Below are 24,322 nucleotides of genomic sequence, written 5' to 3' on the forward strand. Positions count from 1 at the left end.
TGGACCCTCACGAATCCGACTTTGAGGTTGGCCCCGTGATGAAGGATGCCTTGGACGGCCGCAGCAGGCCGGGCCGCGCCAGCCCGCGCCCCTGCAATGGCGTCCAGTCCAGCGGCGCCAGCACGGTCGGCGAAGAATCGTCGGCCATCCGCGTGACCTGATCGCCCGGCAGGCAGACGCCGCCGGCAACGAAGCTCGGCTCGGCGCCGAACACGGCGCCGCGGCCGGCGAACTTGTCATAGGCGAGCGGCAGCGTGTTGCGCACGCCGGCCATGCCCATGCCGCCCTGCGCGTCGATCGCCATCATCTCGCTCATGCACATCTTGCCGGGCTCGACGCACATGTTGAGGATGGCGCGGAACAGGTCGCTGTCAACCGAGGCATAGTGGCGAACCGGTTCATTGGCGCTCGGACGCTCGAGCGCAAGATAATCCTGCTTGTTGAGCTCCTGCCCACTCGCCTTGGCCTTGTCGACCCAGCCGGCGAAGTCCGCATCCGACAGGCCACGGAAAGCGAAGCGCATGCCGGAGAAGCCGGAGCCGCTGTAGTTGGCCGAGAAGCCGCGATAGATGCCGGGCTTGTTGATGACGGCGTGCAGCCGGCTCTGCATGCCCGGCATCGCATAGATCTGGCCGGCGAGTGCCGGAATATAGAACGAGTTCATTACCGAGGACGAGGTGATCCTGAAATCGAGCGGCCGGTTCACGGGAGCTGCGAGCTCGTTGAGGCTGGCGATGCCGTATTCGGGATAGATGAACAGCCACTTCCAATCGAGCGCGACGACGTTGACCTCGAGCGGCTTGTCCTGCGGCGTCACCGCGCGCTCGGCGGAGATGCGTCCGAGCGTGCGATAGGGATCGAGCAGATGCGTACCCATCCACGTCACCGCGCCCAGGCAGATGATGATCAGCAGCGGCGCCGCCCAGATCAGAAGCTCGAGCTGGGTGGAGTGATCCCAATCCGGCGTGTAGGTCGCCGCCTTATTGGACTGGCGGTAGCGCCATGCGATCATGGCGGTGGCCGCCATCACCGGCACCACGATCAGCAGCATCAGCACGGTCGCGATGATCACGAGATCGCGCTGCTGTGCGGCCACGTCACCGGAGGGCGAGAGCACGACCAGATTGCAGCCGCCCAGCGCGAGCCCCAGCGGCAGCATGGCTAAGAATTTCCAGTAACGCACGCTCAACCTCGTCGCACGGCGGACCTCTGAACGAGGCCTCACCTAGCGATCGGGCGACACGGCCGACATTGGACAATTTGTCCAATACCGGAGCGGCGCCGAGGACGACAATTACGGGGCGACAATAGAGTGCGAGAGGACTGCAGGCAGCGCGATGACACAGGCAGCGGCGACCGCCGACGGCGAAACCCATCTCTCCCGCACGCATGAGGCGCATCCGGGCGAGATCGCGATCGGCGTGATCGTCGGGCGCACGTCGGAATTCTTCGACTTCTTCGTCTACGCCATCGCCTCGGTGATCGTGTTTCCGCGCCTGGTGTTTCCGTTCGCCGACGAGCTGACGCAGACGCTGTATTCGTTCGCGCTGTTCGCGCTCGCCTTCATCGCGCGCCCGTTCGGCAGCGTGATCTTCATGGCGATCGACCGCCGCTACGGCAAGAGCGCCAAGCTGATCACCGCATTGTTCCTGCTCGGCACCTCGACGGTCGCGATCGCGTTCCTGCCGAGCTACCACACCGTCGGCGTCGCGGCGATCTGGCTGCTGGCGCTGGCGCGGATCGGCCAGGGCCTCGCCTGGGGCGGCGCCTGGGACGGGTTGGCGTCGCTGCTTGCCATGAATGCGCCGGAGCACCAGCGCGGCTGGTATGCGATGATCCCGCAGCTCGGCGCGCCGCTCGGGCTGATCGTCGCCAGCGTGCTGTTCGCTTTCTTCGTCGGCTATCTCTCGGCGGCCGACTTCTTCGACTGGGGCTGGCGCTACCCGTTCTTCGTGGCGTTCGCCATCAACGTCGTGGCGCTGTTCGCGCGGCTGCGCATGGTGGTGACGCCTGAATATGACGAGCTGTTCCAGTCGCGCGAATTGCAGCCGGCGCGCGTCATGACGACGATCCGGCACGAGGGCCGCAACATCGTGATCGGCGCGTTCGCGCCGCTGGCGAGCTTCGCGCTGTTCCACATGGTGACGGTGTTTCCGCTGTCCTGGGTGTTCCTGTTCACCAAGGAGACGCCGGCGCGCTTCCTCGTCATCGAGGCGGTCGGCGCGGTGTTCGGCGTCGTCGCCATTGTCGCGTCCGGCATGCTCGCGGACCGCATCGGCCGCAAGTCGCTCCTGATCGGCTCGGCGATCGCGATCGCGGTGTTCTCGGGCTTCGCGCCGCAACTGCTCGATGCCGGCCCGATCGGCGAGACCATCTACATGGTGCTCGGCTTCATCCTGCTCGGCCTGTCGTTCGGCCAGTCCTCCGGCGCGATCGCCGCCAATTTCGCGCGCACCTATCGCTATACGGCATCGGCGCTCACGGCGGACCTCGCCTGGCTGTTCGGCGCCGGCTTCGCGCCGCTGGCGGCATTGGTGCTGGCCGCCAATCTCGGCCTGCTGTCGGCCGGCGGCTATCTGCTGTCCGGCGCCGTCTGCACCCTGCTCGCGCTGTGGCTCAGCGCGCCGCGGCAGCTGCAGCAGGTGTGAGGCCTCACACGCCGCGCCACTTGCGCTCCGCCTCGTCCCACGCTGCCAGCGGCTGCAGATCCGGCACCCATGCGAGCCCGGTCTTGGCATCCGACGACACCGCTTCCGGCGTCACCACCAAATCGAGCAGCGCCGGGCGATTCGCGAGCGCGCGCTGGATCGCAGGTCCGAGCTGCTTCTCGGTTTCGACCCGCTCGGCATGCATGCCGAAGGCGCGCGCCATCGCGGCGTGATCGGCGAATTGCAGCCTGGTGCCGACCACCTTGCCATGGGTCACGGTCTGGTCGTGCACCTCGATCTGCCAGGCGCCGTTGTTGGCGACGACGATCAGCACCGGCGCCTTGTGGCGCACGGCGGTGTCGACCTCGATCGCGTTGAAGCCGAAGGCGCCGTCGCCGGTCGCGACCACCACGGGCTTGTCGGGAAAGGCGAGGCTCGCGGCGATGCCATAGGGCACGCCGATGCCGATGCAGCCGAACGGGCCGGGATCGAGCATCAGCGGCGCGCTCAGGCCGACGCGGGCGAACGAGAGAAAGTCGCCGCCGTCGGTGATGACCACGGCATCATTGCCGATCGCCTCCTGCAGGGCCGACAGCACGCGGTTCGGATGCAACCGTCCGTCGCTGCCGGCCGACGCTGTCGCCATGCTCTGGCGCAGCTTGGCCGCGCGCTCCTGATGCGCGGAGCGGAGCTTGCCAGCCCATTGCTTGTCGACAGCCGACTCGCGATTGCCCGCGAGCGCAACCATTGCCCGGAGAGTTTCCGCAGGTGATGCGAGGATTTCGGCTGCGCCGCGGCGATTGTCGCGCAGCTCGCTCGCGGTGTCGCTGATGCGGACGAATTTGGCGTCCTTGAACACGGCCGGCGAGCCGTAGGCGAGCTGGAAGTCGAGCCGGCGGCCGACCGTCAGCACCACGTCGGCATCGCCCATGACAGCGCCGCGCATCGCGCCGACCACCGAGGGGTGATCGTCGGGCACGAGGCCCCTGCTCTCGCCGGTGTCGAGATAGACGGCGCCGAGCCGGTCGAGCAGCGCGATCAGCTCAGGGCCGGCGCCGCGCGCGCCGCGGCCGGAGATGACGAGCACGCGCCGCGCCGACCACAACAGCTCGACCGCCTTCTCGACCTCGGCCTGGTCCGGCCGCGGCGCCGCCCGCGGCTTCGGCGCGAGATGCTCCTCCAGTTGCAGCGCCTTGGGCACGATGCCGCGCAAGGTGTCGACCGGGAAATCGATGAACGCAGGTCCTGGCTCGCCGCCGTCGCCGAACGCGCGCGCGATCGCCTCGTCGAGCTCCTGCAGCACCAGCGACGGCTCGCGCACGGTGCGCGCGTAGCGCGTGATCGAACGCACGAGCTGGGTGTGGTCCATGTCCTGCAGGCCGCCGCGGTTCTCCTGCGGACGCGGGTTGCCGCCCGAGATCACCAGCACCGGCGCGCGCGAGACGTGGGCGTTGGCGATGCCGGTGATCGCGTTGGTCATGCCGGGCCCAGCCGTGACGAGGGCGACGCCGAGCTCACCAGTCAGCTCCGCATGCGCCTGCGCCATATGCACGGCCGCGCGCTCGTCGCGCACGTCGATGATGCGGATGCCTTCCGCATCGAGCCGCATCCAGATCGGCATGATATGGCCGCCGCACAGCGCGAACACGCGGGCAACGCCGCGGCGCTTGAGCAGGCGGGCGATCAGGTCGGCGGCACTGTCGGGGGAGATCTTCATCGGACCACTCCAGCGAATGAAGTTGCGATCAGCCCGGCGCGAGCCAGGCCACGAGCAGCGAGACGGTGAGGACGGCGAAGATGTGCGAGACGAGGATCGAGCCCGACGTGACACCCGCCTCGAGCCCATACAGTTTGGCGATCGTGAACGGCCCCGAGCCGATCGGCAACGCGCTGAGGATGACGGCCGAGTGCGACCAGAGAGGCGGCATCGAAAAGACGTGGAAGGCGAGCAGCGCGGTCACCGCGGGCTGCATCAGCAGCTTCAGCGACACCAGGATCGCGATTGATGTCGCATCGTGCGTGACGACGCGCTCCTGCGCCAGGAACAGGCCGATGCAGACCAGAGCGGCCGGCGAGGCCGCGCCGCCGAGCAGGCTGGTGAAGCTCATGAACGGCGCCGGCAATGCGAAGCCGCTGAGGCCGACCGCGAGTCCGGCGACGGGCGCGATGAACAACGGACTTGTCAGCAGCGAACGCGCCACCTTGGCGATCGTTGCGCCCAGGGTGGCGCCCTTCTGCAGATCCATCTCGACGACGACGATCGCGAACAGGAACAGCACACAGGCCGTGAACAGGGTGGCGATGATCGAGGCCGGCGCGCTGTCCGGGCCGAACACCAGGAGGCACATCGGAATGCCCATGAAGCCGACATTGCTGTAGCCGGCATCGAGCCCCTCGATGCTGGCATTGGCGGCGCGGCGGCCGCGCAGACGGCTGATCACGAAGCCGGTCGCGAAGGTCGCGGCGATGCCACCGCAGAACGCGCCGATGAAGCCGAACTGGCCGACCTGCTCGAGGCCGATCTTGGACATCGCCGTGAAGATCAGCGCCGGCAGCGCCAGGTACACGGCGAAACGATTCAGATTGTCGGTCGCGGTGCGGTCGAACACATTGAACCAGCCGCACAGGAACCCCGTGAGGATCAACGCGAAGATGGGAAGAGCGGAATTGAGGACAGCCTGCATCGCAGCTACATATCAGACGCGCCGCGCATTGCAGCGACCAACTCACGAAAATCTCTTCTTCAGCTCGCGATGCAGGATCTTGCCGGTGGCGTTGCGCGGCATCTCAGCGTCGGTGATGAAGGCATAGGACCGCGGCCGCTTGAAACCGGCCAGACGTTCCTTGGCCCAATCGACCAGCTCGTGCTCCTTCACCGTCACGCCGTCGCGCGGCACGATCACGGCGTGGACGCGCTCGCCCCATTTGTCGTCGGGCAGGCCGATCACGGCGATGTCCTTGACGGCCGGATGGGCTCCGACCTGCGCTTCGACCTCGGAGGGATAGATGTTCTCGCCGCCGGAGATGATCATGTTGCTCTTGCGGTCGGCGAGATGGATATAGCCGTCGGCATCGCGGCGGGCCATGTCGCCGACTGAGCAATAGTCGCCGCGGAACGCCTCCGCGGTCTTCTCCGGCAGGCGCCAGTAGCAGTCGAACGTGTGCGCGTTGCTCGAATAGAGCTCACCCGCCTCGCCGTCCGGCACCTCGCGGCCTGCCTCGTCGAGGATGCGGATCGGCGCGGCGCCGACGCATTCGCGCCCGACCGAACCCAGCTTGGTGAACTGCTCGTGCGGATGCAGCATGGTGACCCAGCCGGTCTCGGTCGCGCCGTAGAGCTCGTAGAGGCCGGACTTCGGAAACATCTCCATCACTTCGCGCTTGGTCTCCGGGCGCGCCGGCGCCGAGGAGATCATCAGCTTGGTGACCGCGCTGAAATCGTGCTCCGCGCGCAACCCTCGCGGCAGATCGAGCATCATGATGTAGTGCGTGGGGACCAGCGAGGTGAAGGTGGAGCCGCCATCGGCGAGCGTCGTCACCGCGTGCTCGGGATCGAAGCTCTTGCGCGAATAGATCGAATTGACGCCGCCGATATAGCCGAACGCGCCGAAGAAGTTCAGCGAATTGGCATGGCACATCGGCATCACCAGCAGCGCGCCGTCGTTGCGGCTCAGCTTCAGCTCGATCTCGGTGACCATCGACAGGAGGACGGCGCTGCGATGGCTGCGCAGCACGCCCTTCGGCTTGCCGGTGGTGCCCGAGGTGTACATCAGGGTCCAGGGATCGGACAGCGCGACCTGCTGATCCGGCTCGCGGTCCGCAGCCGCGGCGATGATGTCCTCGTAGCCGCGATAGCCTGCCGGACGCGGCTTGGTGCCAAAGTGGATGAAGCGGTCGTCGGCGATGCCGAGATCCTTGCGCGCCTCCTCGACCAGGCCCACGAGTTCGTCCTGCACGATGACGGCGGCCGCTTCGGCATTCTGCACGATGAACTGCATCTCGGGCGCGGTGAGGCGGAAATTGATCGGCAGCGCCACCAGCCCGGCTTTGGCCGTGGCCGCATAGATCTCGCACCATTCGACACAATTGTAGGCAAGGATCGCAACGCGATCGCCCTTGGCAAGGCCGAGCCCGAGCAGCGCGTTGGCGAGCCGGCACGCGCGCTCGTTCCACAGCGCAAAGCTCATCGCACGTTCGAGATCGCGGGCACCGGTGCGCTGCGGCGACATGCGCGCATGGGCCGACAGCATCTGCCCGAAATTCAAGAGATCCCTCATCGTCGTTTCCTCCCGGCGGCCGGGTTCACGACGCCGACTGGCGCGCGCCTCCAGCGGAGCGCGATGAAGATCGGCGACGGACTAGTTGATATCCTTCGTGATCCGCACCAGCGTCTGATCGACGAAGCTCTTGATGTCCTGGTCCGGCTTGCGGAACAGCTCGCGCTCGACCGTCAGCGTCCGGCCGGGCACCGTCTTCTTGCAGACCTCGCGGAGGAACACGCCCCCGACCGGCTGCTCGCCTGCGGTCGGCTGCTGCTCCTTGCACTCCCAGCCCTCGGCGCCATAGCGCGACTTCACCTGGTTGCCGAGCAGGAAGGCCTTCTTGCGAATATAGAGCCGCGCCTTCGGGTCGGTCTCGATCGTCAGGCCGGTGACGGTGCCCTTGTCGTCGACCAGGACCGTCAGCAGCACGGGATGACCGGCCACCTTGGTGCCGTCTTGGCTGGTCTCCGGATCGAAATCGAAGCGCACCGCGTGCCGCGCCTGCTCGTCCGCTGGACAGTCGCGCCACGCCGACCACGCATTGAGCTTGCGATTCGGATCCTTGGCGCAAGTCAGATTGACATAGCCCTCATTGGGCAGGTCGCCGACGGGCATGCCGACGGTGATGTCGCGCAAATCGTAGTTCGGTACGGCCTGCGCCGAGGCCGCATGCATCACGAACGACAGCACGAACGTGGCGAAGATCGCAGCGCAGGTTGACCGCTTCATTTCGATGGCTCGCTTGCAGGCTTGGCGGCATTCGTCTTGTAGATGTCGCAGACCCGCGACGTGTTCCCGAAGAACGCGGTACACTCGTCGTAGTTCGGCTCGCCGCGGCCCTTGATGTGCGCGAGCACGTAATCCGCGACCGCCTGGATATCGTTGGGCCGCAGGAACACGCCGCCCTCGGGCGGCATGCGTTCGCCGACATCCTGGCGGCTCATGTCGTAGCACTTCGCCGTGTCATAGGAGTCGCGCGCAAAGTACGGCATGCCCGTCCCGGGCCGGCCGCAGGTCACGGTCTCGATGATCTGGTCACGGGTGAGCTGCGTCTTGCGCAGCGACAGCGCGTCGCCGCCATAGCCGCCACCGCCATTACCATGCCATTTGTGGCAGCCGACGCAGTTCGCGCGCTTGAACACGGCCTTGCCGGCCTCGGTCGGATCCGTCGGCGCCGCGGACTGCGCCGACGCGAGCGAAGCAGAACCGAGGACGAAAGCCGATGCCACAGCGAACGTGATCGCACTGAGTTTCATCTGATCTTCTTGTCGAACAGGGGATAGGGGCGGAGCGGAGGCGACGCCTCCGCTCCGCTGTCGACTTCACAGCGAGAAGACGTAGAGCATCGAGCCGGGCTGGATCTTCTTCAGCTCGGGCGTGGATTCGATGAACCACTTGTCCCAGGCGCCGCCGAGACCGACCAGGATCGCGACGTATTGCTTGCCGTCGACCGAGAACGTCACGGGAGGCGCATTGACGCCGCCGCCGGTGTTGAACTCCCACAGCTTCTGCAGGGTCTTGGCATCGAGCGCCATCACCTCGCCCGAGGGCTGGCCGGTGAAGACGAGATCAGGCGTCGACAGCATGCCGCCGAGATTCGGGAACGGCGTCTCCATCTTGCCGGCGATCTTGCCGGTGGTGACGTCGATCGCGGTCACGCTGCCCGTGATCTTGAATGGCTGGCTCGGTCCGCCGCCGGTCCAGAACTCACGCGGCTTCAGCTTGTCCTTGGTCGCTTCTTCCACGGTGATCCGGTTGCAGCTCTCGATGACAGGGATGTACCAGAGCTTCAGGTCCGGATTGTACGAGGTCGGCGGCCAGTTCTTGCCGCCCATGTTGCCCGGGCAGATGTCCGCGACCTTGTTCTCACGATGCGGCGACACCGACGCATTGTAGCGCTGCACCGGGTTCTTCGGATCATACTCGATCGGCTTGCCGGTCTCGGCATCGAGCCCCTTGGTCCAGGTGACCTTCTTGACGAAGGGCAGACCCCAAATGAACTTGCCGCTGGTGCGGTCGATCGCATAGGCAAAGCCGTTGCGGTCGGCCTCGAGCGCGAGCTTCAGGGTGGAGCCGTTCGGCGCGGGCACATCGACCAGGACGTTCTCGGCGACGCTGTCATAGTCGAAGGGATCGTTCGGCGTGTGCTGATAGTGCCACTTGATCTTGCCGGTGTTCGCGTCGAGCGCCAGCGAGCTGTCGGTGTAGAGGTTGTCGCCGGGACGATAGGCGTTGTCCCAGTCCGGGCCGGGATTGCCGACGCCCCAGATGATGGTGTCGGTCGCCGGATCATAGGTGCCCGTGACCCAGGTCGAACCGCCGCCGGCCGCCGCCGCGTCGTTGCTGTCCTTCCAGGTCTCGCTGCCGGGCTCGCCCTTGGCCGGAATGGTGTGGGTGCGCCAGACCTCCTTCTGCGTGGTGAGGTCGGTCGCCGCGATCCATCCGCGGATGCCGTATTCGGCGCCGGCGACGCCCGAGATCGCCATGTTCTTCACGATCAGCGGCGCGCCGGTGATCACCTCGCCCTTGTCGGGATCGGCGACCTGACGCTGCCAGGCAACCTGCCCGGTTTCCTTGTTGGTCGCGATCAGGCGGCCGTCGAGCGTGTGCGACACGACGAGGTTGCCCCACAGCGCGACACCGCGATTGTCGACGCCGCAGCAGGCGATCGCGCCGGCCCAGTCGTGATCCGTCTTCGGATCCATCTTCCAGACCATCTGGCCTTTGCCACCGCGTGCATCGATCTTGTACACCGAGCCCCAGCCGTCGGTGACATAGATCATGCCGTTCTCGACGATCGGCGTGCCTTCGAGACCGCCGTGGCTCCAGATGCCGCCGCCCTCGACGCCGCCGAGATGCATGGTCCAGGCGACCTTCAGGTTCTTGACGTTGTCCTTGTTGATCTCCTTCAGCGCCGAGAACCGCGTGCCCGAGTAGTTCTTATGATGGTGGAGCCAGTTGCCGGCCTCCTTGTCGGCGTTGAGCAGCCGCTCGGGGGTCATCTCGTCGGCGGCCTGCGCCGGCGACGCAAGCTGGAAACAGGCGAAGGCTGCGCTGGCCAGCAGCACCGCCCGCAAGGTTGACCTGACGTTTATCCTCATCGTTTCCTTCTCCCATTATTGATTATGAGTTGGAGCGAATACCGCTCCGCCGATCCCGAAGGCGGAGAGCAGCAGGCGACAAACACGCTTCAAGGGGACTTGCGAACCTCGACCTCCGTTTCGATGGATCCTGCTTTCTGGAACACGATCGTGCAGGTGAAGCGCCTGCCTGGCTCGAGCGGCTCCCGCGTCTGCAGCAGCATGACGTGATAGGCGGTCGGCAGCAGCACCAACGTGCTGCCTGCAGCGATGGGAATGTTGGGAATGGAGCGCATCGCCGGAGCGCCTTCGCCGCGATCGACGGTGTGCCGCTCAGAGAAATTGGCGACCGGACAGCGCACGCGCATCAAGGCTTCCGGCGCGGTCGTGTCGTTCTTGATCGTGATCAGCAGCGGGATGTCGCGCCCCACCTCGGGCGCCGCCGGCACCCAGGCATCGGACAAGGTCAACCCTTCTCCGGCCGCGGCGAGCGCAGGCGTCATCGCGCCGAACGACGTAACCGACGCCACCAGCAATGCGCGCGACACCGCCGACATCACACCGGCGCGCACGCTGCCCTCCGGGCGCACGGACCAGACCTGACCGCACTCCCGACTGGTCGGATCTTCCGACAACGGAGTCCCTCCCCTGTTTGGCCGCTTTTTAACTTGCCTTAGTGCGGCGCCTTTTCTGAATTCGTACTCTGAATTCGAATGCATCGCAAATCGATTTTCGGACTTGACATGCTAATGTCCGGCAAAATGTGATGGCCCATGCGAATCGTGCCCGCCGCTCCCTCTCTGGTCGACCAGGTCGTCGAGGCGATCACTGACGAGATCGTCAGTGGCGTTCTCACGCCGGGCTCGCGGCTGATCCAAGATGATCTGGCTCAGGCTTACGGGGTGTCGCGCCAGCCGGTTCAGCAGGCGCTGATCCTGTTGCGCGGCTGCGGGCTGGTGCAGAGCGCGCCGGGCCGCGGCCTGATCGTGGCGCCGCTGGACCCCGCCTTCGTCCGGGATCTCTATGAGATGCGCGCCGTTCTCGAAGGCCTCGCGGCGCGGCTGGCCGCCGAGCGCGCGAGCGAGCGTGCCGCGCGCGAAGGCCCGGCCTACATCGCGGCCGGCCACGAGGCGGTGAAGAGCGGGCTCGTCAACCGCAAGATCGAGACCGACATCGCCTTCCATCAATTCCTCGGCGACCTCTCCGGCAACGCGCTGATCGGCGAGACGATGGCGCCGCATTGGCCATGCCTGAAGCGGGTGATGTCCGACGTGCTGCAGAAGGAGCAGAGCATGTCCCGGATGGTCTGGGACGAGCACGAGGACATTCTTGCAGCCGTGATCGAGGGCCGCAGCACCGAGGCAGAACGGCTGAGCCGCGAGCACATTTCGCGCGCGGCCAGTGTGTTCATCCATCACCTCAAAATCCAGCAGGACAGCAACTCCAAGCAGCGGCGGACGCTCGCCGCGCGGAAACTCTCGGTATGACCCCATTCAGACCGACCTCGTCCGCCATGCGAGCGCCGGGCTCCGGGACGGCAGTCTCACACGCGCGACCGGACATCACACCTGATCCCGTGGAGGCCGTGTGCCACCGCTGAAGACACAGCCGAGCCTGACCGAACGCGTCTACGAGCGCATTCTCTCCGACATCGTCGGCGGCGAGCTGCCGGAATCCGCCCGCCTCATCCAGGACGATCTCGCCCGCGACCTCGGCGTCTCGCGCCAGCCGGTGCAGCAGGCCCTGCTGCTGCTGCGCAATCAGGGGTTCGTCCGCGACGCGCCGGGCCGCGGCCTGGAAGTCGCGCCGATCGACACGGACTTCATCCGCAACCTCTATGAAATACGCGCCGTCGCCGAGGGCCTCGCCTGCCGGCTCGCGGCGACGCGCGGCGCCGAGCGCGCGGCCGAGGAGGGCCCCAAGCTGATCGAGCAGGGCCGGCGCGCCGAGCGCGAGCATTCGGTCGAGAAGCTGATCGAGGCCGACGTCAAGTTTCATGAATTCCTCTACGAGATCTCCGGCAACTCCGTCATCCAGGACACCACCCTGCCGCATTGGCTGCATCTGAGGCGCCTGATGGGCGAGGTCCTGATGCGCGACGAGACCCCGCGGCGGATCTGGGACCAGCACGAGGACATCCTGCGGGCGGTGATCGCAGGCGATGCGCAGACAGCCGAGGATCTTGCCCGGCAGCACATCACGCGAACCGCCACGGTGCTGCTGGCGCGGCTGTCGAAGCAGCGCGAGCCCGTGCCGGTCGCGACGGCGTCCTGATCACGTCGGACTTGGCCTTTGCCGGCGACGTCCGGCAACCCCGCGTCAGGAATCCCGGCATCGCCTCGGACGTTCAAGGAAGATGAGGACGCTCAGCATCCCATGTCGGCGTCGGCGGCAGCCCCTGCGCGCATCGTCAAGCCGCCGGCAAGGTGAAAGAGAACGTGGCGCCGCCCTGCGGCTCGTTGCTGGCCAGCAGTTCGCCGCCGTGCTCGCGAACGATGCCGTAGCTGATCCACAGCCCGAGCCCCGTCCCCTCCCCGACGCGCTTGGTCGTGAAGAACGGCTCGAAGATGTGGGTCAGATGATCCTTGTCGATGCCGGGGCCGTTGTCGGTGATGCGAAAGGCGATCTCGCTGCCCTGGCGCGCCACCGCGACCAGAAGGCGCGGCAGGTCGGTCGATCGCATCGCGTCGATCGCGTTCTCCACGAGGTTGACGATCACCTGATGCAGCTGGCCTTCGTTGCCGGAGATCCACAGATCCGGCTCGACCTCGATCTGGATGTCGACACGATGCTGCTTGGTGCGCCCCGCCCACAGCACGGCGGTATTGATCAGTCGCTCGATGTTGACGCGCTCGACCTCGCCGAGCTTCGAGAACGACAGGCGGCGTAGGTTCTTGACGATCTCGCTGATGCGCACCGCGCCTTCCAGCGTGCCATCGATCAGCGGGCCAAAATCCTCCAGGATGGCATCGATCCTGAGATCTTTGCGAAGCGCAGCGACATCATCCGCGACCGGCTGCTCGTGGATGGCATCGAGATAGCCGACCAGCGAGGTGCGGTAGCGCATCAGGGTGTGGATGTTGCCGTAGACGAAGCTGATCGGATTGTTCAGCTCGTGGGCCACGCCGGCGACGAGGCGGCCGAGGCTCGCCATCTTCTCCTGCTCGACCAATTGCCGCTGCGCCCGCTGCAGCTCCTGATGCGCCTTGTGCAGGGCCTCATAGGCGCGGCGCAGCTCGCCGATCGGGCGTCCCGTCAGCACCACGCCGATGAAGCGGCCGCGATGGTCATGCCGCGGCGAGCTGTTGATCGCGAACAGATCGGAGCTGACTCCGGCGGCCGCGGCAAAGCGCAATTCACCGTCGACCACATCGGCGCTGCTGCGCGGCGTCAGCAGCGCGGCGAGCTTGGGCCGATGATCGGGATCGATCATCTCGGCGATGTTGCGACCTGCGATGTCGGCCAAAGCCCGTCCCGATGTCTGCAGAAAGGCGGAGTTGGCCTGCTGTACGGTGCCCCTGGCGTCACAGACGACCAGGATGTCGGAGACGGACTCGATGACGTTGGTGACGAACGCCTGGGCTTCCTCGAGCTCGGCGTTCTTGTGCTCGAGATCGACCTCGTAGCGCAGCAGGTCGGAATAGACCTCGTCCATCTTGCGGATCACTTCGATCCACACGCCTTCGCGCTCGCTGTCGAGTTCGAGCGTGCTGCTGCTCGCGATCAGCTTGAGCAGCGTGTCAGCCCCGGACTCAGGAGAGTGAGTGGCCTTTGCCATGCTTCTTCAGATCGTATCTCGACAATTTGTTCCGGAGCCCCACTCGGGACAGGCCGAGCTCGCTCGCGACGCGACTGATGTTACCATCATATTTCTCCAGACAGTGAACGATGATGGTCTTTTCGAGATCCTCGACCTTGTCCTTCAGGCTCCCGGAACCATTGAGCTTGCCATTGGCGATCGCGGGCGCGGCGCGGCGGCCGCTGCGCCGGCCGGCAAACGGCGGACAGCGCAGTTCGTCGGCATCGGCCAGCACGGCCATGCGCTGGATCTCGTTCTGCAGCTCGCGAACGTTGCCGGGCCAGTGATAGCGGGAGAATTCCTCAAGCGCCGCCGGTGCGAACCGCAGATGCGGCCGGTTGAACGATGTCTTCACCGCCGATAGCACGCCCTCGGCGATCAGCGGAATGTCCATCGGCCGTTCGCGCAAGGACGGCATGTGCACCGGAAACGCGGCGAGCCGGTAGTACAGATCGCGCCGGAAGCGGCCCGCCTCGACTTCGGCCTCGAGATCCCGGTTGGTCGCGGCGACCACGCGCACATCGACCTGGCGCACGCGCTGCGCGCCGAGCGGCCGGATCTCGCTCTCCTGCAGCACGCGCAGCAGCTTGACCTGAAAGGCGGGGGATGTCTCGCCGATCTCGTCGAGAAAGATGGTGCCGCCGTCGGCGACCTCGAACAGGCCGATGCGGTCCTGATAGGCGCCGGTGAACGCGCCCTTCTTGCAGCCGAACAGCTCGCTTTCGAGCAGCTCATCCGGCAGCGCGCCGCAATTCTCGACCACGAAGGCCTTGGTGGCGCGCGCAGAGCCATAATGAATCGCACGTGCGAGCAGCTCCTTGCCGGTGCCGGATTCGCCGGTGATCAAGACCGAGATGTCGTAATCGGCGGCGCGCCGGCCGAGCTCGATCACGTTGCGCATCGGGCTCGCGGCCGAATGCACGATGCGGTCGAAATCATAGAGCTGTTTGGCGGCGCCGCGCTTGACCGACACGACCTTCTTGATATGGGCCGGCGTGGCCTTCACGTCGACGCCGGCGGTCTCCGTCTCCTTCTGCAGCCGGTAGAGCTGCACGGCCTCGCGGACGATCTCGATCAGGCGGTCCGGCTGCCAGGGCTTCGTGATATACTGATAGATGCCGGCCTCGTTGAGGCCGGCGATGATGTCCTCGGAATCCGAATAGCCCGAGATGATCATCCTGACAGGGTCGGGCCACATCTCGCGCACGCGCTTCAGGAAGCTGACGCCGGATTCCTGCGGCATGCGCTGGTCGCAGATCACCGCATGCACGATCTCGCCTTCGAGCAGCTTCTCGGCATCGTTGGTGTTGCCCGCACACAAGACCTCGAAATCCTGGTTGAGGACGCGCCGCAGCGCCTCCTGTGACCGGACCTCGTCGTCCACGACCAGTATCGTTCCCTGGATGCCCATCGCGCGTCTCAGCAGATCCGCGGCAGCTGCTCGCCCGACAGCCAGTCGACGATGCGGCCGCCGCCGAAGCTCGTCGCCATCTGGACGAAGCGATGATCATCGGCCACAGCTTCGCCGATCTCAGCCGCATCGCGGCCGAGCGGATGCGCCCTCATGGCGGCGAGAACGGCGCCGGCCAGCTCAGGCGCGACGATCGCGACCAGCTTGCCCTCATTGGCGACGTGGAGTGGATCGAGCCCGAGCAGCTCGCAGGCGGCCGCGACCGCCGGCTTCACCGGAATCGCTTCCTCCTGCAGACGGAAGCCCAGATTCGACTGCTGGGCGATCTCGTTCATCGTGGCCGCAACCCCGCCGCGCGTGGGATCGCGCATCAGCCGGATGCCGGCGCCGCCGGCTGCGACCATGTCGGCGACGAGACCGTGCAGCGAGGCCGAGTCGGAGACGATCTCGGTGTCGAAGGTGAGGTTCTGCCGCCGCGACATGATCGCCACGCCGTGGTCGCCGAGGCTGCCGGACAGCAGCACGCGGTCACCGGGCCTGGCCTTGTCGGCAGAGAGATCGAGGCCTTGCGGCAGCACGCCGACACCGGCCGTCGAAATGAACACGCCATCCGCCTTGCCGCGCTCGACCACCTTGGTATCGCCGGTGATGATCGCGATGCCGGCCTCGCGCGCCGCCTCGCCCATCGCATCGGCGATCCGCTTCAGGTCGGAAAACGGAAACCCCTCCTCGATGATGAAGCTGGCCGACAGATACAGCGGCCTGGCGCCGGCCATGGCGATGTCGTTGACCGTGCCGTGCACCGCGAGCGAGCCGATATTGCCGCCGGGGAAGAACAGCGGCGAGACGACATAGCCGTCGGTCGTCATCACCATGCGGCCGGCCGCGACGTCGAACGCCGACTGGTCGTTGCCGCGCGCCAGCCATTCGTTGCCGAACGCCTCGTGGAACAGGCCGGCAATCAGTTGCGCCATCGCGCGGCCGCCGGCGCCGTGCGAGAGGTCGATGCAGCCGCTCTTGATGTCGAGCCGGCGCTGGTGAATGCTCATGATGCGAGCCTCCGCTGATGGTCGCGGAAGCGGCCATAGGTCCAATGCGCCGCGCAGGCGCCTTCCGACGACACCATGCAGGAGCCGATCGGCGTCTCCGGCGTGCAGGCGGTGCCGAACAGCTTGCAGTCCACCGGCTTTTTCAGGCCACGCAAAATGGCCGGACATTCGCAGGCCGGGTTGTCGGCGACGACCAGCTCGGACATCGCGAAGCGCAGCTCGGCGTCGAGATGCGCAAAGGCGGGCCGCAATTTCAATGCGCTCGCCGGAATGCTGCCGAGCCCGCGCCATTCGAACTGATCGCGCAGCTCGAAGATCTCGGCGACCTCGCGGATGGCGCGCTGGTTGCCGCTGCCGGTCACCGCGCGGCGATACTGGTTCTCGACCTCGTGACGGCCGTCATTGACCTGCTCGATCAGCATCAGGATCGCCTGCATCATGTCGAGCGGCTCGAAGCCCGCGATCACGACCGGCTTGCCGTCATCGCGCGCGAACGGCGCGTAGGGCTCGGTACCGATCACGGTAGAGACATGCGCCGGTCCGACGAAGCCGTCGATCTCGATCGGCGTGTCGCTGTCGAGGATCGCGCGCATCGCGGGCGGGGTCAGCACGTGGTTGCAGAACACCGTGAAGTTCGACAATTGCTTCTTCTCGGCGGCCCGGATCATCACGGCGGTCGGCGGCGTCGTCGTCTCGAAGCCGATGGCGAAGAACACCACCTCGCGACCAGGATTCTGCTCGGCCAGCGCGATCGCATCCAGCGTCGAGTATACCATGCGGATGTCGGCGCCGCGCGCTTTCGCCTTGAGCAGCGAGGACCCGCGCGAGCCCGGCACGCGCATCAGGTCGCCATAGACGCAGAGGATGACCTCGGGGCGTTCGGCGAGCGCGATCGCCATGTCGATGCGCCCGGCCGGCAGCACGCAGACCGGACATCCCGGGCCGTGGATCATGCGCACATTGTCCGGCAACATGTCCTCGAGGCCGTAGCGCGCGATCGCATGGGTGTGGCCGCCGCAGAACTCCATGAAGCGATAGGCGCGCGCCGGATCGGCCTTGGCGCGGATGGCGCGCGCAAGCCCGGTCGCCAGTTCCTTGTCGCGAAACTCGTCGGCATATTTCATGGTCTGACCTCCGCCACAACCTCGCCCATCTGCCGGAGCAGGTCGAGCGTCTCGCGCGCCTCCTCCGGATCGATCCTGGCCAGCGCATGGCCGACATGAAGAATGACGTAGTCGCCGACGGCGATCTCCTCGATCAGCGCGATCGAGACCTCCTTGCTGACGCCGTCGATCGAGACGATCGCCATGTCGTCAGGCAAGAGCTTGATCACCTCGGCAGGAATGGCCAGGCACATCAGACGGTCCCTCCAGACACCATATTGTTTTGCGTGAGATGCAGACCCGCCACCCAGGCCTGCCCGAGGCTGAGGCCGCCATCATTGGGCGGCAGCCGGCGCGGCAGCAGCGGGTCGAGGCCTGCGGAACGGCAGCCGCGCACGATCTGTTCGGCCAGATGCGCATTGAGGAAGCAGCCGCCGCTCAGCACGATCGTGCCGATGCCGGTCGCGCGCGACGCGCTCGTGATCCATTCGACGCAGGCTTCGGCCAACGTGCCGTGAAACAGCCCCGCCGCTTCGACGGCGCCGGGATCACCCGCGATCAGATGCGCGAGCAGCGGCCGCAGCGACAGCACGCCATCGGCAATGGTCCAGCCGCGCTCCAGCGTCGCCGGTTCCCGCACCAGCGCCTCCAGCTTCATCGCCGCCTCGCCTTCGTAGCTCTGCACCGTGTTGACACCGAGCAGGCCGGCCACGGCATCGAACAACCGGCCGGCACTGCTGGTAACCGCGGCATCGGCACGATCCAGCAGCATCGGCATGTTTCGCGCCTGCGGCTGGGTCGCAAAACGCCACCCGATTTCGTCACCGCGACCAATATCGTGCAGCACGGAAGCCGCCATCCGCCACGGCTCCCGTGCGGCCCGGTCGCCGCCCGGCATCTTCAATAGAGCGAGATGGCCGAGGCGCTGGAAGCCCGCTCCGTCGCACGACAGCAACTCACCGCCCCAGGCGCCGCCATCGCTGCCATAGCCATAGCCATCCAGCACCAGCGCGAGGGCGGGGCTGGTCACGCCATGCTCGGCCATGACCGAGGCCGCATGCGCATGGTGATGCTGCACCGGCAGCGTCGGCAGACCGTGTGCCAGCGCGAACCGCGTCGACGCCATGTCCGGGTGCAGGTCATGCGCGATCGCGACCGGCTCGACGTCCAGGATGGAGGTGAGATGCGCGATCGTCTCCTCGAAGAAGCGGATCGCAGGCCCGGTGTCGAGATCGCCGAGATGCTGCGACACGAATGCCTCGTCGCCGCGCGTCACCGTCACCGTCGCCTTCAGCTGAGCGCCGACCGCGAGCACCGGCGGCATGGCGCGCGCGAGCCGGATCGGCTCCGGAACATAGCCGCGCGCGCGCCTGACGAAGCGGGGAACGCCGGCCACGACAGCAAGCACGGAATCGTCGGCGCGGATGACGATGTCGCGATCGTGGGTGACGATCAGATCCGCAATGTCGGCGAGGTCCGCGCGCGCCTCGTCATTGTCGGTCAGCAGCGGCTCGCCACTTGGATTGGCGCTGGTGCAGACCACCGCCCATGGTCCATCAGCGGCCGGCCGGCGCGCCTCCAGCGCATGGAAGATCAGATGATGCAGCGGTGCGAGCGGCAGCAACACTCCGATCTTCGAAAGGCCCGGTGCGACCGAGGACGCGACACGTTGGCGCGAGCGCAGCAGCACGATCGGTCGCGCCACCTGCTCCAGCAGCGCGCGCGCAGGCGCATCAATCTCGGCAATCTCGGTTGCAGCGTCGACCGTAGCGAGCATCACGGCGAACGGCTTGCCATCGCGCTGCTTGCGCGCGCGCAGCCGCTGGACGGCCTGCTCATCCCGGGCGTCGCACAGCAGCTGATAGCCACCGAGACCCTTGATGGCCACGATCCTGCCATTCGCGAGCACGGCTGCGATATCATCGATGCCATGGCTGAGCTGCGGACCGCAGCGCGGACAAGAGATCGCTTCGGCATGAAAGCGGCGCCCGGCGGGATCTTCGTAGTCGGACCGGCACGCCTCGCACATCGGAAAGCGCTTCATCGAAGTGGACGCGCGATCGTAAGGCAGGCGCTCGGCGATGGTGAAGCGCGGGCCGCAATGGGTGCAGTTGACGAAGGGATAGAGATGGAAGCGGCTATTGCGATCGAACAGCTCGGCCAGGCACGCGTCACAGGTGGCGGCGTCGGGCACGATCCGCGTCGTGACGCGCCCGCCCGTGCTCTGGGCGATCCGGAAGCCCGTGCTGCAATCGGCCACGATCGGCTCGACGGCGATGTCGTCGATGCGGGCCAGCGGCGGCGCCTGCTGCGGCAGCGCCGCGACGAAGTCAGCGACCTCGTCGCCCTCGACCTCGATCAGCACGCCATCAGCGTCATTGGCGACGAAGCCGCCGAGCCGATGGCGCGTGGCCAGGCCGTGGACATAGGGACGAAAGCCGACGCCCTGCACGGCGCCGCGGACGCGGAGCCTGAGGCGCGCATGGTTCGCCGCCGATGTCCGGCCGGGCGTGCTCATCCCCGCACCGCGTTCGCTGCGCTCGCCCGCATCCGCTCAGACTGCTTCCTGATCCAGGCGTAGAACGCAGAAAGGCCCTCGCCTGTCTTCGCGGAGATCGTCAGCACCTCGATCTTCGGATTGACGCGGCGGGCATATTCGATCGTCTGCGCAAGATCGAAATCGAGCACCGGCGCCAGATCGATCTTGTTGATCAGCATCAGCGATGATGCCGCGAACATGTCGGGATATTTGAGCGGCTTGTCTTCGCCCTCGGTGGTCGAGAACACGACGATCTTGCAAGCTTCGCCGAGATCGAAGGCGGCCGGACAGACGAGGTTGCCGACATTCTCGATGAACAGCAGCCCGCCGCGCAAAGACGGCAGCCGGCCAAAGGCTTCGCCGACCATGGCCGCGTCGAGATGACAGCCCTTGCCGGTGTTGATCTGGATCGCCGGCACGCCGGTGGCGCGGATGCGCTCGGCATCGTTGGAGGTCTGCTGGTCGCCCTCGATCACCGCGACGGGCCGGCTCTGCTTGAGATCGGAGACGGCGCGCACCAGCAGCGAGGTCTTGCCGGCGCCTGGGCTGGAGACGAAATTGAATGCCAGCACGTCATGCGCGGCGAAGCGCGCGCGGTTTTTTGCCGCGAGCCGGTTGTTCTTGCCGAGAATGTCGCGTTCGATCTGGATGATGCGCCCGCTGGAGAGACCGGCAACCTCCTGTCCGGCCGGATTGGCCGAACAGTCGACGTGGTCGGCAGCATGATCATGATGATGATCATGCGCGCGACCGTGATCATGATGGTGATCATCGTGATGGTGACCATGCTCGTGATCATGATGGCCGTAATGGTGATGATGTCCGGACTGATCATGGCTGTGATCATGTCCATGAGCATGATGATGCTCGCCGTGATCGTGATCATGATCACCGGTCTCGATGGAGGACTTGCCGTCACTGCAGCCACACACCGTGCACATTACTCGACCTCCAGCTCCTTGACCCGCATGTCCTCACCGCCCGTGACCTGCAGCTGATGACTGCCGCAGACCGGACAAGGCTGATAGCGTTGGCTGATCTCGACGCTGCGCGAGCAGCCCAGGCACCATGCCGTGCCCGGCTGTTCGATGATCTCGAGCGCTGCCCCCTGCAACAGGGTCTTCGCGGTCACCGCCTCGAAACAGAATCGCAGCGCCTCCGGCGCGACATGGCTGAGCGCACCGATCTCCAACCATACGGTCTTCACCGTGGAGAAGGCGCCCTTGCGTGCCTCCTGCTCGACGATCTCGACGATGCCTTCGCACAGCGCCATTTCATGCATCGGCCATCCCCCGGAACGCCAGGTGATAGCCGACGCAGGGATCGAACGATCCGACCATCGTATGGACGGCGTGGCGATCGACGGTGCCGCGCAGCGCAACTCCCGTGAGGCTCCTCACGACAGGACCGCGCGGGTGAAAGTTCCATTCCGTCGGCGCCAGATACTCGAAACGCGAGACCGTGCCGTGCGCATCCAGCTCGATCGCGTGATGCAGCCGGCCGCGCGCGCATTCGACCGCGGCGGCGCCGCGCCGCGGGCCAAGCCCGTAGCTTGCGACGGCATGCGGGTCGGCCGCGGCGGCCTCCGCCTCACCCGCCTCGATCAAGCGGAGCAGCTCGGCAATCTCAGCGATCTTGGCTGAGAGGCGTTCGACGGGGCCGGCTGATGCCAACTGATGGCGCTCCGCATAGCGGGCCCAGACTCCGGTCTCCGGAACGCGGCCGTCAAGTTCGGGAGCCTCAGCAAAGGCAGATCCCACGTCGATCAATCGCGTGACGATGGCGCCATCATCGGCGGCCGACAGGATGTCGTGCTCGGCCGGCATGTGGCTCCATCCTCCATCATCGGCGGCCTTCCGGGCCGCGTCCATCATCGATGCAAGCGGAGTTCCCGGCAGAACCGGCTCCGCTGGCCAGCCTATGCCCAGAGCCACCATGCCCATCTTGATTTGAGACAAGGTTGCAGCGCGAGATTGCTGCGGGGCATCAGCGTCGGAAGGCGTCTGCAGCGAGGCGATCGCCTGCAACAGCCGTTGCACCGGCTGCGCGACACTGCGATTGTCCGCCATTGAAGCAATCAGCAGACCGCGCATGAGTTCGGCGAACCGTTCCGCCAGCACGGCCTGGATCCGACGATGGCGCGTCGACGGCGCAGCCTGCTCGCCGCGGGCCGCCTCCAGCGCCGAGAGCAGCGCGACCTGGTGTGCACCGGCGCACAGCGAGAACAGCCGCGGCAGGGCCGCAAGCAGCATCTCGGCCGGCTTGCCGGCGAACAGCCGTTCCAGCGGCGGCCGCGTGCGCGGCTGAATGTCGACGCCGACGATCAGCTGATCAGCGACCGACAGCGTGACGTCGATGCGGTTGCGGAACGTGAGGGTCATGCGCGGCCCTCGGAAAGGGTCCCACGCAGGAACGCCCGGCGATCGATCGTGCTCGACGCCTTCGCAGCGCGTTCGGACGACAGGTCATCCTCCGGCGCCGTCATCAGCGCGGCCAGAGCGGCCTCAGCCGCCGCACGCGCCGCGACCATGTCGTCGAACTGGAACATCGGCGAGAACAGCGAGCAGCTCGCGATCCGCCCGATCCCGGCGATATCGCCGATCGTGAACTCGAACGAGCCGGCCGGAAGCACGATCTTGACGACGGATCCCGCGGAGCCCTGGGCGGCCGGAGTGACCACGTTCATGAACCACGGCGTGACGACGATGCCGAGGATGCGGCCCTCGACAACCGAAAATCCAATCGCCTCGACGTCGAGCGCGTCGTGATAGATCGGCAGATCGCGCATCGCACGCGCGCCGATCTCGCGATAGAAGCCGGCGAGACGCTCGCCCCACGCGACCGGCGTGACGTCAGACGTGCCCTGCCCGGCCGCCTCAGCGCTCATGGCTCGACCACCATGAACTTGGCTTTCGGCGCATCGCAGTTCGGGCAATGCCAGTCGTCCGGCAGCGCCGCGAACGGCGTCCCCGGCGGAATCTGCGCGACGCCGTCACCTTCGGCCGGATCGTAGCGCGTCCAGCAGATGCCGCACTCCAGCAACACGTCATCAGCGAGATCGCTGCGGACACCGAAATTCTCGAAGCCGCCGCTCATGTGAAATAGGCCTCGATGATCTGGGTCAGGCGCTCGGCCGAATCCTCGAAATCCTCAGCCGCGGCGAGCGCGACCACCGGCACGCCGCCGACTTCGAGGGTGTCGAGAATGATCGTATCCATGGCGTTGAAGAACTGCACCGACCAGACATGGCGGATGCCGGTCGCGAGCACGCGGCAGGTGCCGTAGCCGCGCGACATCAACTGGATCGGGCCGTTGCCGAGCGTCTGCTGCAGGAAACTCATGTCGGCCGGGCTCATCGGCAGCAGCGTGAAGTTGATGGTCTGCGAGCGCTGGCCCGGTCGCCAGGACAGCGCGCGCTCGCGGATCTCGGCGAGCACCGGCAGCGCGTTCATCGTGCCCTCGGGCACAGGGCCGATCACGATGTCACCCGCGGTCAGATCGGCGGCGGCGCGCGACACGATCTCCGGCACGGCGCCGACCTCGATGTAGTCGTGGCGCTCATCCGCTTCCAGCCGCACCCGCCAGATGCCGGCGAGCACCGATTCCTGGATTTGAGCCAGCGTCCCGTCGGGAAGAGCCACGACGCCCGCGACCTCGCCCTCGCCCAGCACGTCGTCGATCAGCCGCCGCTCGAGATCGTTGAGGCCTTCGAGACGGAATAATTGCGTCGGTGCGCCGGCAGTCTGCGCCGCGATGGCGGATGCAATCGTCGACAGCAATTCGACCGCGCGCGGGCAGCTCCGCGCCAGCGCCTCCGAGTCGAGCGAGGCCAGCTTGGCCAGCGCTCCGGAAGCGGTCAGTCCCTTGTGGGACGTATCGAGCGCCTCTTCGCCGATCGGAAAGATGTTGACCGGCTCCTCGGCTCCTTCAGGCGCGATCCAGAATCCCGGCTTCATCGCTCGACTCCCGCAGGCTGATGGACTGGGACGATGCTGGCGACGACCGCCGCCGTCGCGCCCTGCGGCCGGTCGATCAGCCGCGAGATGCGGTCGACATAGACAGACCAGTCCTGGATCTTGGCGATCAGGCCAAGCGTCTCCGCGCCGCGGCACAGGATCAGGCTCGGCTGCACGCGCACGCCAAATCGCGCCCCGAGCTCGGCCTCCGCGTCGCGCGCGATGATGGCGCCACGCAGCCGGCCCTGAAACGCCGTGATCAGCTCCGGCAGCACGATGGCCACGTCCAGCGCCTCCGGAAATCGCGCGGGATCCCCGGCCGACAGCAGCACGGCGACAAGCCCGGCGCAATCAGCCTCGGCGAGAAAGGCATCGACGGTGCCGGCATCGACCTCCGGCAACCCGCCTCGCGCGCGCGCGGGATCACGCTGCTGCATTTCCATCGGTGTTTCTCCCTGACCAGTTATCGTTGCCA

General features: G+C 66.5%; 24 protein-coding genes. 3 read left to right on the forward strand and 21 right to left on the reverse strand.

Annotated features, from left to right (window positions below; all coding sequences use genetic code 11):
• Positions 1-7: 7 nt before the first annotated feature.
• Complete coding sequence (gene cyoA / locus ACQR2C_RS02305) at positions 8-1,183, reverse strand: ubiquinol oxidase subunit II (protein WP_434880339.1); 1,176 nt, start codon at positions 1,181-1,183, stop codon at positions 8-10.
• Positions 1,184-1,337: 154 nt separating this feature from the next.
• Here cyoA and ACQR2C_RS02310 point away from each other — a divergent pair, with 154 nt between their 5' ends.
• A complete protein-coding gene (locus tag ACQR2C_RS02310; protein WP_434880340.1) occupies positions 1,338-2,648 on the forward strand; it encodes an MFS transporter in 1,311 nt (436 codons plus the stop codon).
• Positions 2,649-2,652: 4 nt separating this feature from the next.
• On the opposite strand, the gene ACQR2C_RS02315 is transcribed toward ACQR2C_RS02310, so the two are convergent.
• From ACQR2C_RS02315 to ACQR2C_RS02345, 7 genes are all read right to left on the reverse strand, one after another.
• Complete coding sequence (locus ACQR2C_RS02315) at positions 2,653-4,365, reverse strand: thiamine pyrophosphate-binding protein (protein WP_434880341.1); 1,713 nt, start codon at positions 4,363-4,365, stop codon at positions 2,653-2,655.
• A gap of 28 nt (positions 4,366-4,393) precedes the next feature.
• Positions 4,394-5,332, reverse strand: coding sequence for an AEC family transporter (locus ACQR2C_RS02320; RefSeq protein ID WP_434880342.1), 939 nt, complete (start codon positions 5,330-5,332; stop codon positions 4,394-4,396).
• Between the two features lie 42 nt (positions 5,333-5,374).
• Positions 5,375-6,925 carry an AMP-binding protein gene (locus ACQR2C_RS02325; protein ID WP_434880343.1) on the reverse strand — a complete coding sequence of 517 codons (1,551 nt, stop codon included), beginning with the start codon at positions 6,923-6,925 and terminating at the stop codon, positions 5,375-5,377.
• A gap of 81 nt (positions 6,926-7,006) precedes the next feature.
• Entirely contained in the window at positions 7,007-7,639 is a 633-nt protein-coding gene (locus tag ACQR2C_RS02330) for a hypothetical protein (protein WP_434839327.1), read from the reverse strand.
• The gene (locus ACQR2C_RS02335) at positions 7,636-8,166 is read right to left on the reverse strand and encodes a c-type cytochrome (RefSeq protein ID WP_434845752.1); all 531 of its coding nucleotides are present in this window, start codon (positions 8,164-8,166) and stop codon (positions 7,636-7,638) included. Before ACQR2C_RS02335 ends, ACQR2C_RS02330 begins: the two co-directional genes overlap by 4 nt.
• 66 nt (positions 8,167-8,232) lie before the next feature.
• A complete protein-coding gene (locus ACQR2C_RS02340) occupies positions 8,233-10,011 on the reverse strand; it encodes a PQQ-dependent dehydrogenase, methanol/ethanol family (RefSeq protein ID WP_434845751.1) in 1,779 nt (592 codons plus the stop codon).
• Between the two features lie 89 nt (positions 10,012-10,100).
• Positions 10,101-10,709, reverse strand: coding sequence for a copper chaperone PCu(A)C (locus ACQR2C_RS02345; RefSeq protein ID WP_316217759.1), 609 nt, complete (start codon positions 10,707-10,709; stop codon positions 10,101-10,103).
• 54 nt (positions 10,710-10,763) lie between these two features.
• On the opposite strand from ACQR2C_RS02345, the gene ACQR2C_RS02350 reads away from it, so the two are divergent.
• Both ACQR2C_RS02350 and ACQR2C_RS02355 read left to right on the forward strand, forming a co-directional pair.
• Positions 10,764-11,477, forward strand: a complete 714-nt coding sequence (locus ACQR2C_RS02350) for a GntR family transcriptional regulator (protein ID WP_316217760.1) — start codon at positions 10,764-10,766, stop codon at positions 11,475-11,477.
• Positions 11,478-11,577: 100 nt separating this feature from the next.
• Complete coding sequence (locus tag ACQR2C_RS02355; RefSeq protein WP_434845750.1) at positions 11,578-12,264, forward strand: GntR family transcriptional regulator; 687 nt, start codon at positions 11,578-11,580, stop codon at positions 12,262-12,264.
• Between the two features lie 136 nt (positions 12,265-12,400).
• On the opposite strand, the gene ACQR2C_RS02360 is transcribed toward ACQR2C_RS02355, so the two are convergent.
• The 13 genes from ACQR2C_RS02360 to ACQR2C_RS02420 are packed head-to-tail and all read right to left on the reverse strand — an operon-like array spanning position 12,401 to position 24,290.
• Positions 12,401-13,768 (reverse strand): sensor histidine kinase, encoded by a 1,368-nt coding sequence (locus tag ACQR2C_RS02360; protein WP_315802075.1) that lies wholly within the window; start codon positions 13,766-13,768, stop codon positions 12,401-12,403.
• Positions 13,743-15,200: a sigma-54-dependent transcriptional regulator gene (locus ACQR2C_RS02365; protein WP_434880344.1), complete on the reverse strand. Its 1,458-nt coding sequence runs from the start codon at positions 15,198-15,200 to the stop codon at positions 13,743-13,745. The genes ACQR2C_RS02360 and ACQR2C_RS02365 overlap by 26 nt, the downstream gene beginning before the upstream one ends.
• 8 nt (positions 15,201-15,208) lie before the next feature.
• On the reverse strand, positions 15,209-16,249 hold the full coding sequence (hypE, locus tag ACQR2C_RS02370; RefSeq protein WP_315802073.1) for a hydrogenase expression/formation protein HypE: 1,041 nt from the start codon (positions 16,247-16,249) through the stop codon (positions 15,209-15,211).
• Entirely contained in the window at positions 16,246-17,373 is a 1,128-nt protein-coding gene (gene hypD / locus ACQR2C_RS02375; protein WP_434839332.1) for a hydrogenase formation protein HypD, read from the reverse strand. The genes hypE and hypD overlap by 4 nt, the downstream gene beginning before the upstream one ends.
• On the reverse strand, positions 17,370-17,606 hold the full coding sequence (locus tag ACQR2C_RS02380) for a HypC/HybG/HupF family hydrogenase formation chaperone (RefSeq protein ID WP_315802071.1): 237 nt from the start codon (positions 17,604-17,606) through the stop codon (positions 17,370-17,372). The genes hypD and ACQR2C_RS02380 overlap by 4 nt, the downstream gene beginning before the upstream one ends.
• The gene (hypF, locus tag ACQR2C_RS02385) at positions 17,606-19,870 is read right to left on the reverse strand and encodes a carbamoyltransferase HypF (protein WP_434880345.1); all 2,265 of its coding nucleotides are present in this window, start codon (positions 19,868-19,870) and stop codon (positions 17,606-17,608) included. Before hypF ends, ACQR2C_RS02380 begins: the two co-directional genes overlap by 1 nt.
• The gene (gene hypB / locus ACQR2C_RS02390; protein WP_434880346.1) at positions 19,867-20,832 is read right to left on the reverse strand and encodes a hydrogenase nickel incorporation protein HypB; all 966 of its coding nucleotides are present in this window, start codon (positions 20,830-20,832) and stop codon (positions 19,867-19,869) included. The genes hypF and hypB overlap by 4 nt, the downstream gene beginning before the upstream one ends.
• Complete coding sequence (hypA, locus tag ACQR2C_RS02395) at positions 20,832-21,173, reverse strand: hydrogenase maturation nickel metallochaperone HypA (RefSeq protein WP_315802068.1); 342 nt, start codon at positions 21,171-21,173, stop codon at positions 20,832-20,834. The genes hypB and hypA overlap by 1 nt, the downstream gene beginning before the upstream one ends.
• Positions 21,166-22,272, reverse strand: a complete 1,107-nt coding sequence (locus ACQR2C_RS02400; protein ID WP_315802067.1) for a nickel-dependent hydrogenase large subunit — start codon at positions 22,270-22,272, stop codon at positions 21,166-21,168. Before ACQR2C_RS02400 ends, hypA begins: the two co-directional genes overlap by 8 nt.
• Entirely contained in the window at positions 22,269-22,778 is a 510-nt protein-coding gene (gene hybE, locus ACQR2C_RS02405) for a [NiFe]-hydrogenase assembly chaperone HybE (protein WP_316236918.1), read from the reverse strand. The genes ACQR2C_RS02400 and hybE overlap by 4 nt, the downstream gene beginning before the upstream one ends.
• Positions 22,775-22,987, reverse strand: coding sequence for a rubredoxin (locus tag ACQR2C_RS02410; protein ID WP_315736715.1), 213 nt, complete (start codon positions 22,985-22,987; stop codon positions 22,775-22,777). Before ACQR2C_RS02410 ends, hybE begins: the two co-directional genes overlap by 4 nt.
• A complete protein-coding gene (locus ACQR2C_RS02415) occupies positions 22,984-23,847 on the reverse strand; it encodes a hydrogenase expression/formation protein (protein WP_315802065.1) in 864 nt (287 codons plus the stop codon). Before ACQR2C_RS02415 ends, ACQR2C_RS02410 begins: the two co-directional genes overlap by 4 nt.
• Positions 23,844-24,290: a hydrogenase accessory protein gene (locus ACQR2C_RS02420; RefSeq protein WP_434880347.1), complete on the reverse strand. Its 447-nt coding sequence runs from the start codon at positions 24,288-24,290 to the stop codon at positions 23,844-23,846. The genes ACQR2C_RS02415 and ACQR2C_RS02420 overlap by 4 nt, the downstream gene beginning before the upstream one ends.
• Positions 24,291-24,322 lie beyond the last annotated feature (32 nt).

It is taken from the genome of Bradyrhizobium sp. HKCCYLRH3061 (assembly GCF_051168015.1).
GTDB lineage: Bacteria > Pseudomonadota > Alphaproteobacteria > Rhizobiales > Xanthobacteraceae > Bradyrhizobium.

Coding starts and splice junctions, on each gene's coding strand:
- ACQR2C_RS02350 (WP_316217760.1), top strand. CDS start 10,764: ATGCGAATCGTGCCCGCCGCTCCCTCTCTGGTCGACCAGGTCGTCGAG.
- hypB (WP_434880346.1), bottom strand. CDS start 20,832: ATGTGCACGGTGTGTGGCTGCAGTGACGGCAAGTCCTCCATCGAGACC.
- ACQR2C_RS02330 (WP_434839327.1), bottom strand. CDS start 7,639: ATGAAGCGGTCAACCTGCGCTGCGATCTTCGCCACGTTCGTGCTGTCG.
- ACQR2C_RS02325 (WP_434880343.1), bottom strand. CDS start 6,925: ATGAGGGATCTCTTGAATTTCGGGCAGATGCTGTCGGCCCATGCGCGC.
- ACQR2C_RS02340 (WP_434845751.1), bottom strand. CDS start 10,011: ATGAGGATAAACGTCAGGTCAACCTTGCGGGCGGTGCTGCTGGCCAGC.
- ACQR2C_RS02310 (WP_434880340.1), top strand. CDS start 1,338: ATGACACAGGCAGCGGCGACCGCCGACGGCGAAACCCATCTCTCCCGC.
- ACQR2C_RS02345 (WP_316217759.1), bottom strand. CDS start 10,709: ATGCATTCGAATTCAGAGTACGAATTCAGAAAAGGCGCCGCACTAAGG.
- ACQR2C_RS02320 (WP_434880342.1), bottom strand. CDS start 5,332: ATGCAGGCTGTCCTCAATTCCGCTCTTCCCATCTTCGCGTTGATCCTC.
- ACQR2C_RS02420 (WP_434880347.1), bottom strand. CDS start 24,290: ATGGAAATGCAGCAGCGTGATCCCGCGCGCGCGCGAGGCGGGTTGCCG.
- ACQR2C_RS02360 (WP_315802075.1), bottom strand. CDS start 13,768: ATGGCAAAGGCCACTCACTCTCCTGAGTCCGGGGCTGACACGCTGCTC.
- ACQR2C_RS02315 (WP_434880341.1), bottom strand. CDS start 4,365: ATGAAGATCTCCCCCGACAGTGCCGCCGACCTGATCGCCCGCCTGCTC.
- hypE (WP_315802073.1), bottom strand. CDS start 16,249: ATGAGCATTCACCAGCGCCGGCTCGACATCAAGAGCGGCTGCATCGAC.
- hypD (WP_434839332.1), bottom strand. CDS start 17,373: ATGAAATATGCCGACGAGTTTCGCGACAAGGAACTGGCGACCGGGCTT.
- ACQR2C_RS02400 (WP_315802067.1), bottom strand. CDS start 22,272: ATGACCCTCACGTTCCGCAACCGCATCGACGTCACGCTGTCGGTCGCT.
- ACQR2C_RS02415 (WP_315802065.1), bottom strand. CDS start 23,847: ATGAAGCCGGGATTCTGGATCGCGCCTGAAGGAGCCGAGGAGCCGGTC.
- ACQR2C_RS02380 (WP_315802071.1), bottom strand. CDS start 17,606: ATGTGCCTGGCCATTCCTGCCGAGGTGATCAAGCTCTTGCCTGACGAC.
- ACQR2C_RS02365 (WP_434880344.1), bottom strand. CDS start 15,200: ATGGGCATCCAGGGAACGATACTGGTCGTGGACGACGAGGTCCGGTCA.
- ACQR2C_RS02410 (WP_315736715.1), bottom strand. CDS start 22,987: ATGAGCGGCGGCTTCGAGAATTTCGGTGTCCGCAGCGATCTCGCTGAT.
- ACQR2C_RS02335 (WP_434845752.1), bottom strand. CDS start 8,166: ATGAAACTCAGTGCGATCACGTTCGCTGTGGCATCGGCTTTCGTCCTC.
- hybE (WP_316236918.1), bottom strand. CDS start 22,778: ATGAGCGCTGAGGCGGCCGGGCAGGGCACGTCTGACGTCACGCCGGTC.
- hypF (WP_434880345.1), bottom strand. CDS start 19,870: ATGAGCACGCCCGGCCGGACATCGGCGGCGAACCATGCGCGCCTCAGG.
- hypA (WP_315802068.1), bottom strand. CDS start 21,173: ATGCATGAAATGGCGCTGTGCGAAGGCATCGTCGAGATCGTCGAGCAG.